This window comes from Mycoplana sp. ABR4_002 (assembly GCF_056159645.1).
Genome location: NZ_JBSWVO010000001.1, coordinates 3,952,227 through 3,967,027, shown reverse-complemented (window position 1 = coordinate 3,967,027; position 14,801 = coordinate 3,952,227). Strand labels below are relative to the sequence as shown.

General features: G+C 65.5%; 12 protein-coding genes. 8 read left to right on the top strand and 4 right to left on the bottom strand.

Annotated features, from left to right (window positions below):
- Nucleotides 1–48 precede the first annotated feature (48 nt).
- A complete protein-coding gene (locus tag ACXAGF_RS18945; protein ID WP_475018920.1) occupies nt 49–1,806 on the bottom strand; it encodes a glucan ABC transporter ATP-binding protein/ permease in 1,758 nt (585 codons plus the stop codon).
- Nucleotides 1,807–2,096: 290 nt separating this feature from the next.
- Between ACXAGF_RS18945 and ACXAGF_RS18940 the strand changes: the two genes are divergently transcribed.
- From ACXAGF_RS18940 to ACXAGF_RS18930, 3 genes are all read left to right on the top strand, one after another.
- A complete protein-coding gene (locus tag ACXAGF_RS18940; protein ID WP_475018919.1) occupies nt 2,097–2,837 on the top strand; it encodes a LuxR family transcriptional regulator in 741 nt (246 codons plus the stop codon).
- A gap of 114 nt (nt 2,838–2,951) precedes the next feature.
- Entirely contained in the window at nt 2,952–6,407 is a 3,456-nt protein-coding gene (gene pyc / locus ACXAGF_RS18935) for a pyruvate carboxylase (protein WP_475018918.1), read from the top strand.
- A gap of 79 nt (nt 6,408–6,486) precedes the next feature.
- Nucleotides 6,487–7,038, top strand: a complete 552-nt coding sequence (locus ACXAGF_RS18930; protein ID WP_475018917.1) for an N-acetyltransferase family protein — start codon at nt 6,487–6,489, stop codon at nt 7,036–7,038.
- A gap of 10 nt (nt 7,039–7,048) precedes the next feature.
- On the opposite strand, the gene ACXAGF_RS18925 is transcribed toward ACXAGF_RS18930, so the two are convergent.
- From ACXAGF_RS18925 to acnA, 3 genes are all read right to left on the bottom strand, one after another.
- A complete protein-coding gene (locus ACXAGF_RS18925; protein ID WP_475018916.1) occupies nt 7,049–7,444 on the bottom strand; it encodes a DUF2794 domain-containing protein in 396 nt (131 codons plus the stop codon).
- A 557-nt stretch (nt 7,445–8,001) separates the two neighbouring features.
- Complete coding sequence (locus tag ACXAGF_RS18920) at nt 8,002–8,778, bottom strand: DUF1223 domain-containing protein (RefSeq protein ID WP_475018915.1); 777 nt, start codon at nt 8,776–8,778, stop codon at nt 8,002–8,004.
- Nucleotides 8,779–8,950: 172 nt separating this feature from the next.
- The gene (gene acnA / locus ACXAGF_RS18915; RefSeq protein ID WP_475018914.1) at nt 8,951–11,644 is read right to left on the bottom strand and encodes an aconitate hydratase AcnA; all 2,694 of its coding nucleotides are present in this window, start codon (nt 11,642–11,644) and stop codon (nt 8,951–8,953) included.
- A 266-nt stretch (nt 11,645–11,910) separates the two neighbouring features.
- On the opposite strand from acnA, the gene ccmA reads away from it, so the two are divergent.
- The 5 genes from ccmA to ACXAGF_RS18890 are packed head-to-tail and all read left to right on the top strand — an operon-like array spanning nt 11,911 to nt 14,796.
- Complete coding sequence (ccmA, locus tag ACXAGF_RS18910; RefSeq protein WP_475018913.1) at nt 11,911–12,558, top strand: heme ABC exporter ATP-binding protein CcmA; 648 nt, start codon at nt 11,911–11,913, stop codon at nt 12,556–12,558.
- Nucleotides 12,555–13,214 carry a heme exporter protein CcmB gene (gene ccmB / locus ACXAGF_RS18905; protein ID WP_475018912.1) on the top strand — a complete coding sequence of 220 codons (660 nt, stop codon included), beginning with the start codon at nt 12,555–12,557 and terminating at the stop codon, nt 13,212–13,214. The genes ccmA and ccmB overlap by 4 nt, the downstream gene beginning before the upstream one ends.
- A 60-nt stretch (nt 13,215–13,274) precedes the next feature.
- Nucleotides 13,275–14,036, top strand: coding sequence for a heme ABC transporter permease (locus tag ACXAGF_RS18900; protein WP_475018911.1), 762 nt, complete (start codon nt 13,275–13,277; stop codon nt 14,034–14,036).
- Entirely contained in the window at nt 14,033–14,194 is a 162-nt protein-coding gene (gene ccmD, locus ACXAGF_RS18895; RefSeq protein WP_475018910.1) for a heme exporter protein CcmD, read from the top strand. The genes ACXAGF_RS18900 and ccmD overlap by 4 nt, the downstream gene beginning before the upstream one ends.
- Nucleotides 14,191–14,796, top strand: a complete 606-nt coding sequence (locus ACXAGF_RS18890) for a DsbE family thiol:disulfide interchange protein (RefSeq protein ID WP_475018909.1) — start codon at nt 14,191–14,193, stop codon at nt 14,794–14,796. Before ccmD ends, ACXAGF_RS18890 begins: the two co-directional genes overlap by 4 nt.
- Nucleotides 14,797–14,801 lie beyond the last annotated feature (5 nt).

The following is a 14,801-nucleotide window of genomic DNA, read 5'->3' as shown; positions in this document are numbered from 1 at the left end:
TCCGGATCCGAAGCGCGGCCTTCAGCACGATCGAAAGAACGCGTGCGCTCAGGCGGCGGTGTGGCTCCGGCGGACATCCTCGTCGGTAAGGATGCCGCTGGCCCGCAGCAGGGCGGCGAAGCGGCCGTTGCTCTGGCTCAGGTCGTTGAAGCTTCCCATCTCGGCGATACGGCCGTGATCGAGGAAGAGCACGATGTCGGCCTCGCGGACCGTGGAGAGCCGGTGCGCGATGATGAAGGTGGTGCGGTTCTGGCGCAGATTGTCGATCGCCGCCTTGACGCGCGCCTCGGTCTCGACGTCGAGCGCGCTGGTGGCCTCGTCGAGCACGAGGATCGGCGCGTCCTTGAGAATCGCGCGGGCGATGGCGATGCGCTGGCGCTCGCCGCCCGACAGCCGGTTGCCGCGCTCGCCGACATGGGTGTCGAATCCGTTCTGGCGCGTGCGGATGAAGTCGCCGGCGGCGGCGGCCTCGGCCGCCTCCATGACCTCCTCCAGCGTCGCGCCTTCGCGGCCGAGGCGGATGTTCTCGGAAATCGAGCGGTTGAGCAGCCCGGCGTCCTGGAAGACCGTCGCGATCGAGCGGCGCAGGGACCGCCGCGTCACCTGCGCGATGTCGACGCCGTCGATCAGGATCTGGCCCTGCTGCGGGTCGTAGACGCGCTGCAGCAGATTGACGAGCGTGGTCTTGCCGGCGCCGGTCGGGCCGACGATTGCCACCGTCTGCCCGGCTTCGGCGGTGAAGGAGACATCACGCACGCCCTGGGTGGCGTTGGCGAAGTCGAAGCTGACGTTGCGGAACTCGACGCGACCGCGGACCTCGGCCAGCTCGGTGGCGTCGTCCGGCTCCTCGCGTTCCTTGACCGCGTCCTCGAGCTTGAAGAAGTCCTCGAGCTTGGCGCGCGCCTCGAAGATCTGCGTGGCAAAGGCCTTCATCTGGTCGAGACGTCCGATCAGCAGGCCGGCAAAGCCGATGAAGGCGATCACGTCGCCGACGCGCAACTCGCCGCGCTGCACGAGGATGGTGCCGATCACGAGAATCGTCATCATCGAGATGGTCGAGGCGATGCGGTTGAGCGCGCTGGCGAGCGCCCACCAGTCGAGCACCGGATACTGCGCGTTGATCAGCTGTTGGGCGAACTGCTTCAGCTGCCGGGTCTCGGCCTCGATGCGGTTGTAGCTGTGCACGACCGAAACGTTGCTGATCGCATCGGACACGTGGGAGAATACGGTGTGATAGTGCCCTTCCACCGAGGCCTGGCCGTCGCGGGTACGGTGCATCACGACCTTGCCGATGATCACATAGGCGATGCCCAGCACCAGCAGAACCAGCGACAGGCGATAGTCCATGGCAAAGGCGGTCGGGACCAGCAGTGCGAGCGCCACCGCGGTCGCCAGATGCGTGCGCATGAATTCGAGCCATAGGCCGAACAGCGTCTCGCAGGCGCGCAGCAGCGTGTGCAAGGCGTTGGAAGTGCCACGCTGGCTGTGCCAGGACAGCGGCATGGAGATGATCCGACCGAAGGCTTCGGTGATGAGGCTGGCGCGGCGGCCATGCGCCAGGCGGTCCGCCTCGCGCGCCACCAGCACGAAGGCAACGGTGTTGAACACGCCGAAGCCGGCCCACATCAGCAGCATCGGCGTGACGGCATCCTTGTCCGAGATGGCGTCGATGATCTTGCCGAACAGGATCGGCTCGGCGATGGCAATGACCGCCAGCACGACGTTTGCGACGACGATAGAGGACACGCGGACCTTATAGACGGACAGGTAGCTGAGCGCCCGCGCGTAGACCTGGAACAACGACACTTCGAAACCCTTTCGTGGTCCTTCATTCTGTGCCGCGCCATTCCGACATCAGGCGCGGGCAACCCGGTAAAGCCCCGGACCCCCGTTTGGTTGCATGCCGCAAGCTTTTCCGGCGATGTGAGATGCTATCTGCCCGCCGATGAATGGACGCTGAACGATCCGTTGCCAATTCGGATCAACTTGCTAAACGATTAGCTGCGGATGTTTTTGTTTGCCGCAGTTTGCCATAACGGCGCCGATATTGTGACGAAATACGTATTGGAGGGGCCGCATGCGCGGCCAACCTGGGAATGAATATAAATCTGCTTTTGCAGTTTGTCGGATTGCTCGATGAACTCTCGCACCGTCAAGAAATCGTGTCCGAATTCGAACGGCTGATCGATCTCTACGGCTTCGACTACTACGGCGTGATCCTGCAGCCGCGACCGCACGACAACCCGATGTCGCTTGTACTTTGCGGACGCTGGCCGGACCGGTGGCCGGAGATCTATCTCCGCAAGAAATACCTCGTCGTCGATCCGACCATCCGCTACCTCGGCCAGGCCCAGACCGGCTTTCGCTGGCGCGACACCGTCGCCGCCTTCCGCTCCAGCCCGCTGCGCAAGCGGATGGAGCGGATGATGGTCGACGCGCGCAACAACGGGCTGGAGGACGGCTACATCTTTCCGGTGCACGGGCGGCGCGGACTGCTCGGCAACATCACGCTCGGCGGCAAGGCGGTGGACCTGCATCCGGCCGAGATGGCCGTTTTCGACAGCGTGGCGCGCAAGTTGTTCTGGAAGCTGCTCGATGCTTCCGATCCGGGCAAACATGCCGAATTCTCCGCCGACGCCGACCTCAAGCTGACGCGGCGGGAAATGGAAGTGCTGAGCTACCTCGCCGACGGCCTCACCTCGAACGAGATCGCACGCGCGCTTTCGATCTCCAACCATACTGTCGACTGGTACATGGGGGGCATCCAGGAGAAGCTGAAGGCGAAGAACCGGCACCACGCGGTCGCGCTGTCGTTCCGCCTGGGCCTGATCTCCTGAGGTCGCAAATCGTCGGCTGCGCGGCGACTGTGAAATTGTGCTTCCGTTTCCCGCGGGATAATGTTTTCTTCGCGGGTGCAGCATTCACGTTTTCAAGTCCATGAGGAGTCCGACTTGTCCATTTCGAAGATCCTTGTCGCCAACCGGTCCGAGATTGCCATCCGCGTGTTTCGCGCGGCCAACGAACTGGGGCTCAAAACGGTGGCGATATGGGCGGAGGAGGACAAGCTGGCGCTGCACCGCTTCAAAGCGGACGAGAGCTATCAGGTCGGGCGCGGGCCGCACCTGTCCCGCGACCTCGGGCCGATCGAGAGCTACCTTTCGATCGACGAGGTGATCCGGGTGGCAAAGCTGTCCGGCGCGGATGCGATCCATCCGGGCTACGGGCTTCTGTCCGAGAGTCCGGAATTCGCCGAGGCCTGCGCTTCGAACGGCATCACCTTCATCGGGCCGACGCCGGAGACGATGCGCCAGCTCGGCAACAAGGTCGCCGCCCGCAACCTGGCGATCTCGATCGGCGTTCCGGTGGTGCCGGCCACCGACCCGTTGCCGGACGACATGGCGGAAGTCGAACGCATGGCCGAGGAGATCGGCTATCCGGTGATGCTGAAGGCCTCCTGGGGCGGCGGCGGGCGCGGCATGCGCGCGATCCGCAGTGCGAAGGACCTCGCGCGCGAGGTGACTGAGGCCAAGCGCGAGGCAAAGGCCGCCTTCGGCAAAGACGAGGTCTATCTCGAGAAGCTGGTGGAACGGGCCCGGCACGTCGAAAGCCAGGTTCTCGGCGACACCCACGGCAACGTCGTGCACCTGTTCGAGCGTGACTGCTCGATCCAGCGGCGCAACCAGAAGGTCGTCGAACGGGCGCCGGCCCCCTATCTGACCGTGGCCCAGCGGCAGGAACTTGCCGACTATTCGTTGAAGATCGCCAAGGCAACCAGCTACGTCGGCGCCGGCACGGTCGAGTACCTGATGGATGCCGACACCGGCAAGTTCTACTTCATCGAGGTCAATCCGCGCATCCAGGTCGAGCACACCGTGACCGAGGAGGTCACCGGCATCGACATCGTCAAGGCGCAGATCCATATCCTCGACGGCTTTGCGATCGGCACGCCGGACTCGGGCGTTCCGGCCCAGGCCGACATCCGCCTGAACGGCCACGCGCTACAGTGCCGGATCACGACCGAAGACCCGGAGCAGAACTTCATCCCGGACTATGGCCGCATCACCGCCTATCGCGGCGCCACCGGCTTCGGCATCCGCCTCGACGGCGGCACGGCCTATTCGGGCGCGGTGATCACCCGCTACTACGACCCGCTGCTGGAAAAGGTGACCGCCTGGGCGCCGACGCCGGAAGAAGCCATCCGCCGCATGGACCGGGCGCTGCGCGAGTTCCGCATCCGCGGCGTCGCCACGAACCTCACCTTCCTCGAGGCGATCATCGGCCACGAGCGCTTCCGCGACAACAGCTACACCACCCGCTTCATCGACACGACGCCCGAACTCTTTGCCCAGGTCAAGCGCCAGGACCGTGCGACGAAGCTCCTGACCTACCTCGCCGACGTCACCGTCAACGGTCATCCCGAGGCCAAGGGGCGACCGAAGCCGTCGGACGAGGTCGCCCGTCCCGTCGTACCTTATTCGGAGGGGCCGATCGCCCCGGGCACCAAGCAGCGGCTGGACGAACTCGGGCCGCAGAAGTTCGCCGAATGGGTGCGCGCGCAGCCGCAGGTGCTGATGACCGACACGACCATGCGTGACGCGCACCAGTCGCTGCTGGCGACGCGCATGCGCACCTACGACATCGCCCGAATCGCCGAGACCTATTCCCGCACGCTGCCGCAGCTGTTCTCGCTGGAGTGCTGGGGCGGGGCCACCTTCGACGTCGCCATGCGGTTCCTGACCGAGGATCCCTGGGAGCGCCTCGCCATGGTCCGCGAGGGCGCGCCGAACCTTCTCCTGCAGATGCTGCTGCGCGGCGCCAACGGCGTCGGCTATACCAACTACCCGGACAACGTGGTGAAGTACTTCGTGCGCCAGGCCGCCAGGGGCGGTATCGACGTCTTCCGTGTCTTCGACTGCCTGAACTGGGTCGAGAACATGCGCGTGTCGATGGACGCGGTGGTCGAGGAGAACAAGATCTGCGAGGCCGCGATCTGCTACACCGGCGATATCCTCAATTCGGCCCGGCCGAAATACGACCTGAAGTACTACACTGCGCTTGCCGCCGATCTGGAGAAGGCCGGCGCGCACATGATCGCGGTGAAGGACATGGCGGGGCTGCTGAAGCCGGCCGCGGCGCGCGTGTTGTTCAAGGCGCTGCGGGAGGCCACCGACCTGCCGATCCATTTCCACACCCATGACACGTCCGGCATCGCCGCGGCGACCGTTCTGGCGGCCGTGGAAGCCGGCGTCGACGTCGTCGACGCGGCGATGGACGCCTTCTCCGGCAATACCTCGCAGCCCTGCCTCGGCTCGATCGTCGAGGCGCTGTCCGGCTCCGAGCGCAATCCGGGCCTCGATCCGGAGTGGATCCGGCGGATCTCGTTCTACTGGGAGGCGGTGCGCCACCAGTATGCGGCCTTCGAGAGCGACCTGAAGGGACCGGCGTCGGAGGTGTACCTGCACGAGATGCCGGGCGGGCAGTTCACCAACCTCAAGGAGCAGGCGCGCTCGCTGGGGCTCGAGACCCGCTGGCACGAGGTGGCGCAGGCCTATGCCGACGCCAACCGCATGTTCGGCGACATCGTCAAGGTGACGCCGTCGTCCAAGGTCGTGGGCGACATGGCGCTGATGATGGTCAGCCAGGACCTGACGGTGGCCGACGTCGAGGACCCGGCCAAGGACGTCTCGTTCCCGGAGTCGGTCGTGTCGATGCTCAAGGGCGACCTCGGCCAACCGCCGGGCGGCTGGCCGCAAGCGCTGCAGAAGAAGGTGCTGAAGGGTGAGGCGGCCTACAGCGTGCGCCCGGGCTCGCTGCTGCCGGATGCCGACCTGGACGCCGAGCGCAAGGCAATCGAGAGCAAGCTTGAGCGAGAAGTCAGCGATTTCGAGTTCGCCTCTTACCTGATGTACCCGAAGGTGTTCACCGACTACGCACAGGCGCAGGAGACCTACGGACCGGTCAGCGTGCTGCCGACGCCGGCCTATTTCTACGGCATGGCCACGGGCGAGGAACTGTTCGCCGACATCGAGAAGGGCAAGACGCTGGTGATCCTCAACCAGGCGCAGGCCGACGTCGACGAGAAGGGCATGGTCAAGGTGTTCTTCGAACTGAACGGTCAGCCACGCCCGATCAAGGTTCCCGACCGCAATCGCGGCACCTCGGCGGCGGTGCGCCGCAAGGCCGAGGCGGGCAACCCTGCGCAGTTGGGCGCGCCGATGCCCGGGGTCGTCTCGACCGTGGCGGTTACGGCCAACCAACCGGTCAAGGCCGGCGACGTGCTCCTGTCGATTGAGGCGATGAAAATGGAGACGGCGCTGCACGCCGAAAAGGACGGCGTCGTTGCCGAAGTGCTCGTGCGTGCCGGCGACCAGATCGACGCGAAAGACCTGCTGATCGTTTTCAGCTAGGCCGCGCTTTGCGCAGCTGATCGAAACGGGGTGGGGGACGTTGCCCGCACCCCCTTGGATCCATCGGTGCCGACCCGCCATGAACCCTTTCTCCATCCGGACCGCCGGTCATGACGATGTTCCCGCCATTGCCGAGATCTATGGCGACGCCGTGTTGAATGGCGTCGCTTCGTACGAGATCGAGCCGCCGTCACCGGAGGAGATGCGCGCGCGCTTCGCCGCGATCACGGCGGCCAGTTATCCCTACATTGTCGCCGCGGACGGGGCGGGCCGGGTGCTCGGCTATGCCTATGCTGCCGCGTTCCGGACGCGCCCGGCCTACAGATGGCTGGTCGAGGACTCGATCTATCTTGCGCCGGACGCGCGCGGGAAAGGTGTCGGACGGGCACTGCTGGCCGAGCTGGTCGAGCGTTGCACGGCGCTCGGCTTCCGGCAGATGGTTGCGGTGATCGGCGGCGCGCATCCGGCCTCGGTCGCCGTGCACCGGGCGGCAGGCTTCGAGCATGGCGGGCTGATGAAGGCGACTGGCTTCAAGCACGGGCGCTGGCTCGACACGGTGATCATGCAGCTTGCGCTCGGTGAGGGCGCCACCACGGTCCCGGCGGGTTTTGAAGCTCCGCCGCAAGGCTGACCGAGGGCGGCTAGGTCTTGATGAGCTTCAGGGCCTTGTCGAACACCCTCAGCACCTGCGCCAGATCGTGGCCGCGTTTCAGGATCGTCCCGTGCGTGTTGAGCACGCTGTAGGCGCCTTGTCTGGCGGCCAGCCTTGGGTTTTTCTCCACCCGATAGAGCGGCATCTCGCCAGAGCGCTTGAAGATGGAAAAGACCGCCTTTTCGCGCATGTGATCGATCGCATAGTCGCGCCACTCGCCTTCTCCGACCATGCGGCCGTAGATCTTGAGGATCAAGTCGAGTTCCTTGCGGTGGAAGGTTACCGGCGGCGGGTCTTTGCTGTTGCGGTACTCCCGGAGGTCGACGACCACGCGCGACCCCTGGGTTTCGTCCTCTCCCGGCGACAAATCCGGCTGATCAGTCATCGAGTCTCCGCTTCTGACTGTGACAGGGCCGTGACAGTGTGCCCTACCTGCGCGGAATTGCAAGGGCAGGCCGGGCTGGGGGTGGGCGCCGGGTGTGGCAATGACGAGCAAGGGGTGGCTGCGAATCGCGATCGTGGCGCTGATTCCGGGCCGAACGCATCCACGACCGCGGCCGACGGCCGCCACACGGCTCCGGCCGCGGATTTTGCGATCCTGGATCGAAGCCTCTTTGCAAATGCAATCACGCCGCGAAAGAGGTGCGCGCCATTAACCACTAGGGCAAAGCAAAATTGCAGCTTGCCGCATTTCAGACAAAACCGCGCCCAATTTTTCGTTGAAAGTCACCACGCTGCCCAAACAGCCGAACCGCTTTGCATGTGCGGGAAATCGGTCGGCCACCAGGGCGCGCCGAAGCTGATCCTGTATTCCGTTGCCGGAAGCTTCGTCAAGGTCCGGTCCGGCGTATCTTCGAACCCTCAAGCCCCAGCCCCTCGAAGAGCCCGGTCCGGACCACACTCCCCATCAAGACAAGCGGCGGTCCTCAGGACGAGCAGCGGTCAGTTTCGCCTCGCGGTTTGCGGCGGCGCCTCGTCCGCGGTCACGACGGTGGCGCCGATGATCGCGCCCGGCGTGTCCGGCGCCTTCATCCGTTGCAGCAGCACGGCGCAACCGCCGTCGCCCTTCTGCTTCAGCATGCCGGCCGGCAGCACGAGGCTCGTTTCTTTGCCTTCCCAGACGCCGATCGTCTCGAGGTCGGTCACGGCATGCCAGTAGGCGATCCGGCGGCCGCTATTCTCGCCATCCGTGATGTCTACCGCCTGCTCGCCGTCGAAGTAGGCCACGACGACGTTGGCCTTGCCCTGGCCGCGGCCGATGTTGATCCGGATCTCGTCCTGGATGATTTCGGCCGAGACGTCGACCGACAGCCCGCGTCCCTGGTCCTCCAGGGTCGACAACTGGCTGCGGATCTTGGCGATGTCGCCGCCGTTGACGTGCTCGCGGCCGTTTATGACCGCCTGCGGCGTGTAGACGCTGCCGCGACCGAACATGCGGGCGTAGCCATATTGCCGCTCGGTGTTCTCCTTGGATGACAGGGTGTCGGCCCAGCCGAGATAGTTCCAGTAGTCGACATGATAGGCCAGTGCCACCACCTCGCCCTCACGGATCAGCGTCTCCAGCGCCCTGTCGGCCTTCGGGCAGGAGGAACAGCCCTGGCTGGTGAACAGCTCCACCACGCCCTTGTGCGGCTTGCCGTCGTCGGCGCTGGCGTCAAGGGCTCCCGCGGTTGCCGCGAGGACGCTCAGGAGACCACCAAGTACGAGCAGTTTGGGCATGATTTCGTCCGGTGAATGCCGGTAAGGCTTTTCGTCTGGCACTTCTCATACGCGCTCCCCACCTCAACAGGAAGTCACGATGGAGTGAAGCCCGCATGATCGGCCGATCATGCCCGAAAAGAAATGCCGGGGTCGAAGCCCCGGCACATATTGATTGAACATTCAACAGAAATCAGGCGGCGAGGTCGCGCAGAACCGTCTGCAGGATGCCGCCATTGTTCATGTAGGTGACCTCGTCGAGCGTGTCGATGCGGCACAGGAGCGGCACCTCCTTCACCGTTCCGTCGGCGTAGGTGATCTTGGCGATCTTCTTCTCGCGCGGCTTGATCTCGCCCTCGAGGCCGTCGATCTCGACGAGTTCGTCGCCCTTGAGGTCGAGGCTCTGCCAGGTCGTGCCTTCCTCGAAGACGAAGGGGACGACGCCCATGCCGACGAGGTTGGAGCGGTGGATGCGCTCGAAGGACTGTGCGACCACGGCCTTGACGCCGAGCAGGTTGGTGCCCTTCGCCGCCCAGTCGCGCGACGAGCCGTTGCCGTATTCGACGCCGGCGAAGATGACGAGCGGGACGCCCTCTTCCTTGTATCGCATGGCGGCGTCGTAGATCGACATCTCTTCCTTGGACGGATAGTGGACGGTGTAGCCGCCTTCCTTGCCGTTCGGGCCGAGCATGTGGTTGCGGATGCGGATGTTGGCGAAGGTGCCGCGCATCATCACTTCGTGGTTGCCGCGGCGGGTGCCGTACTGATTGAAGTCGGCGACGCCGACGCCATGGCCGATCAGGTAGGCGCCCGCGGGCGAGGCGGCCTTGATCGAGCCGGCCGGCGAGATGTGGTCGGTGGTGATCTTGTCGCCGAACAGACCGAGCACGCGCGCGCTCCGGATGTTCTTCAGGCCGGCGCCCTTCTTGCCCATGCCGACGAAGTAGGGCGGGTTCTGCACGTAGGTCGACTGGTCGTCCCAGGCATAGGTCTGGCCGGCCGGAATCTGAACCGCCTGCCAGTTGGTGTCGCCCTTGAACACATCGGCGTACTTCGTCGCATAGAGCTCGCGGGTGACGTACTTCATGATGAAGTCCTGGATCTCCTTCGAGGACGGCCAGATGTCCTTCAGGTAGACCGGCTTGCCGTCCTTGTCCTCGCCGATCGGCTCCTTGGTCAGGTCCTTCTGGACCGTACCGGCGAGCGCATAGGCGACGACCAGCGGCGGCGAAGCCAGGTAGTTGGCCTGGACGTCCGGCGAGATGCGGCCCTCGAAGTTGCGGTTGCCCGAGAGCACACCGGCGGCGATCAGGCCCTTGTCGTTGATCGTCTTGGAGATCGGGCCCGGCAGCGGGCCGGAATTGCCGATGCAGGTGGTGCAGCCAAAGCCGACGAGGTTGAAGCCGAGCTTGTCCAAATCAGCCTGCAGCCCGGACTTGGCGAGGTACTCGCCGACGACCTGCGACCCGGGCGCCAGCGAGGTCTTCACCCACGGCTTCGTCTTCAGCCCCTTGGCGACCGCGTTGCGGGCCAGCAGGCCGGCGGCGATCAGCACCGACGGGTTGGAGGTGTTGGTGCACGACGTGATGGCGGCGATTGCCACGTCGCCATGGCCAAGATCGAAATCGGTGCCTTCAACCGGGTAGCGGTTGGCGAGTTGGCCGGGCTTCTTGTAGTCGGCATCCATCGAGCTTGCGAAGCCCGAGGCGATGTTTTCCAGCGCGATGCGGCCTTCCGGACGCTTCGGGCCGGCCATCGAGGGGACGACGTCGCCGAGGTCAAGTTCCAGCGTGTCGGTGAAGACAAGGTCGGAGCCGTCGCCCTCTCGCCACATGCCCTGCGCCTTGGAATAGGCCTCGACAAGGGCGATGCGCTGCGTCTCGCGGCCCGACATCGTCAGATAGTTGATCGTTTCGGCGTCAACCGGGAAGAAGCCGCAGGTCGCACCGTATTCGGGGCCCATGTTGCCGATGGTGGCGCGGTCGGCGAGCGTCATGTTGTCGAGGCCGGGACCGAAGAACTCGACGAACTTGGAAACTACGCCCTTCTTGCGCAGCATCTGCACCACGGTCAGCACCAGATCGGTGGCGGTCACGCCTTCCTTGAGCCTGCCGGTCAGCTTGAAGCCGACGACTTCCGGCAGCAGCATGGAGACCGGCTGGCCGAGCATGGCGGCTTCGGCCTCGATGCCGCCCACGCCCCAGCCGAGAACGCCGAGACCGTTGATCATGGTCGTGTGGCTGTCGGTGCCGACACAGGTATCCGGATAGGCGATCGTCTCGCCGTCCTCTTCCTTGGTCCAGACGGTCTGGCCGAGATATTCGAGGTTGACCTGGTGACAGATGCCGGTGCCAGGCGGAACGACCCGGAAATTCTTGAACGCCTGCTGACCCCACTTCAGGAAGCGGTAGCGCTCGCCGTTGCGCTCGTATTCCAGCTCGACGTTGCGGGCGAAGGCGGTGGCGGTGCCGAACTCGTCGACGATAACGGAATGGTCGATGACGAGGTCGACCGGTACCAGCGGGTTGATCTTCTCCGGATCGCCGCCGAGCGCCTTGATGCCGTCGCGCATGGCCGCGAGGTCGACGACCGCGGGAACGCCGGTGAAGTCCTGCATCAGCACGCGGGCCGGACGATAGGCGATCTCGCTCTCGACCAGGCCCTTGTTGGACAGCCAGGCGGCGACGCTTTCAATGTCCTTCTTGGTGACCGAGCGGCCGTCCTCGTTGCGCAGCAGGTTTTCCAGCAGCACCTTCATCGAGAAGGGAAGCTTGGAAACGCCGGCAAGGCCGTTGGCCTCGGCCTTCGGCAGGCTGTAGTAAACATAGTCGACGCCGTCGACTGTGAGGGTCGAGCGACAGTTGAAGCTGTCTAGGGATTTGGACACTGGATACCCCGTTCCGTCTGATCGCCAAAAGCTGACGTACGAACGCCCGTGCGCCTTGGAGGCGCGTAGTGGGATGCGGGTGCGGCCATTTCCGCTGTCCGTACGCGGAAGTCATTCCGGGTTCGGCGCTAGGATGAAAATCACGCCGACCGCTGGCGTGTTGCCGGCCTTATAGATAATTTCTAAGAGACGTTCCAGAGTGCCGATCCCCGGATCGGGAGATTTTTTTGCAGTGCGACCAAAGTCGTAGAGGGAAAGTGATTGCGATGCGCCTCGTTGCCGAGGGCCTGAGCGCGAAGCGGGGCGAAGATCTGATCTTTCGGGATATTGCCTTCGAGATCGAGGGTGGGACGGCGCTGGTGATAAAGGGGCCGAACGGTTCCGGCAAGTCGACGCTGCTGCGCGTCGTCGCCGGCCTGCTGCCGCGCGAGTCGGGCAAGGTCCGTCTCACCGGCGAGGGCGCGCAGGCACACGAGACGGTGCCCGGCGCCTGCCACTATCTCGGCCACCGCAACGCCATGAAGCGCGAACTGACGGTCGCGGAAAACCTTGGCTTCTGGAAGGCGCTGCTTGGCGATGGCCCCGGTCACTCCGGCATGGGGATCGAGGCGGCCGCCGAGGCGGTCGGCCTCGGCGGCCTTACCCACCTGCCGTTCGGCTATCTCTCGGCGGGCCAGCAGCGCCGGATGGCGATGGCGAAGCTGCTGGTCGCCTGGCGGCCGGTCTGGCTCCTCGACGAGCCGACCGCAGCGCTCGACACGGGCGCGGAGATGATGTTCGCCGACCTGGTGAGGGAACACCTGAGGCTCGGCGGGCTCGCGCTGGCGGCAACGCACCAGCCGCTCGGCCTGGCCGGTGCCGGAGAACTGCTGATGACAGGCTTTGCCGGAGTGGCCGGGGGGATGGACGCATGAGTGCGCTGCTGCTTCGCGACCTCAGGCTGTCGGTGCGCGCCGGCGGCGGCGCGATGATTGGCGTGCTGTTCTTCATGACGGTCGTTGCCGTCATTCCCTTCGGCGTCGGGCCGGACCTGAGCCTTCTGTCGCGCATCGGCCCGGCCATCCTCTGGATCGGCGCGCTGCTGGCCTCGCTGCTCGGTCTCGACCGGCTGTTCCAGGCCGAGCGTGACGACGGCTCGCTCGATCTGCTGCTAATGCAGGACACCCCCCTGGTGCTGGCGGTGCTGGTCAAATGCGTGGCCCACTGGATCGCGACCGGGCTGCCGCTCGTGCTGGCCTCGCCGCTGCTGGCACTGTTCATGAACATGGACGTGGCGGCGATCGGGGCGACGATGCTGACATTGCTGGTCGGCACGCCGGCGATCACCTTCATCGGCGCAGCCGGAGCGGCGATCGCGGTCGCCCTGCCGCGCGGCGGCCTGCTTGTGTCGATCCTGGTGCTGCCGCTCGCCATCCCGGTGCTGATCTTCGGCGTCAGTGCCGTTTATGCCGCCGTGCAGGACCCGGCGCCGTTCCTGCCGCCGTTCCTGCTCCTGGCGGCGCTGACGCTCGCCTTTGCGGTCATCGGCCCGGTCGCGGCCGCCGCGGCACTTCGCGCCTCGACGGATTGACGCAAATGTGATTGAAGCCGCTCAATTGAAGCTGAGGGGCGAAAGCGCTAAACAGTCGGCATGAGCGATGACAGCCTGGCCATCCGGAAATTTTCCGACCTTGCCAACCCGACCCGGTTCCTGGCGCTGAGCGACCGGCTGTGGCCGTGGATGGCGGCTGCGACCGCGCTGCTGCTGGCCGCCGGCCTGTACCTGGCGTTCGCGACGGTGGGCGACTACCAGCAGGGCGAGACGGTGCGGATCATGTATGTTCACGTGCCGGCCGCATGGCTCAGCATGATGTGCTACACCGTGATGGCGCTCGCGGCGCTCGGCACACTGGTCTGGCGCCACCCGCTGGCCGATGTCTCTGCCAGGACCGCAGCGCCGATCGGCGCCTGTTTCACCTTCATCGCGCTCGTCACCGGCTCGCTCTGGGGCAAGCCGATGTGGGGCACGTGGTGGGTGTGGGATGCGCGGCTGACCTCGGTGTTCGTCTTGTTTCTGATGTATCTCGGCCTGATCGCGCTGAACCGCGCCATGGACGACCCGGCGCGGGCGGCCCGGGTCAGTGCCATCCTGATCCTGGTCGGCTTCGTCAACATCCCGATCATCAAGTTTTCGGTCGAGTGGTGGAACACCCTGCACCAGCCGGCCAGCGTCGTCCGGCTCGACGGTCCGACGATCGACCCGGAATTTTTGCGTCCGCTGCTGGTGATGGCGATCGCATTCACGCTGCTGTTCTTCACGCTGCATGTCCTTGCGATGCGCAACGAGATCCTGCGGCGGCGGGTGGCGACGTTGCGGCGGCTGGCGGCCCGAACGGCCGGGGAGGGCCGATGACCCATCTCGGCTATGTCGCCGCGGCCTATGCCGCCGCTTTCGCGACGATTTCCGGCCTGGTGCTGTGGGTCTGGCTCGACGGCCGTGCCCGCCGGCGCGAACTGGCGGCGCTCGAGGCGGCCGGCGTCCGCCGCCGCTCCGCAGGGGAGGGGCAATGACGCAGCGGACGGACGAAACGGCCGGCGGATCGCGGACGCGAATCCTGCTCGCGGCGCTGCCGCTGGTGATCTTCGCCACGCTCGCGGCGATCTTATTCTTCCAGTTGCGCTCCGGGCGCAATGTCGCGGAGATCCCCTCCGCCCTGATCGGCACCAGCGCGCCGTATCGCGACCTCGCCCCGCTCGAAGGGGCGATGCGCGACGGCGTCGCCGTGCCGGCGCTGACGGCGGAGACGGCAAGGGGCAGGCTGACCCTGGTCAATTTCTGGGCCTCGTGGTGCGTCCCCTGCCGGCAGGAGCACCCGATCATCATGGACCTGGCCCGCGACCCACGCCTGACCGTCGTCGGGGTGAACTACAAGGACGGCAACGAGAACGCGCTGCGATTCCTCGGCGAACTCGGCAACCCGTTTACCGCGATTGGTCTCGACCCGGACGGCAAGATGGCGATCGACTGGGGTGTCTACGGCATCCCCGAATCCTACCTCGTCGGTCCGGACGGAACGATCGTCTACAAGAAGGTCGGGCCATTCGACGCCGACAGTGTGCGCAACGGGCTGATGCCCGCGATCGAGAGGGCGCTGGCCGCGCCCGCCGGCTGAGCCTT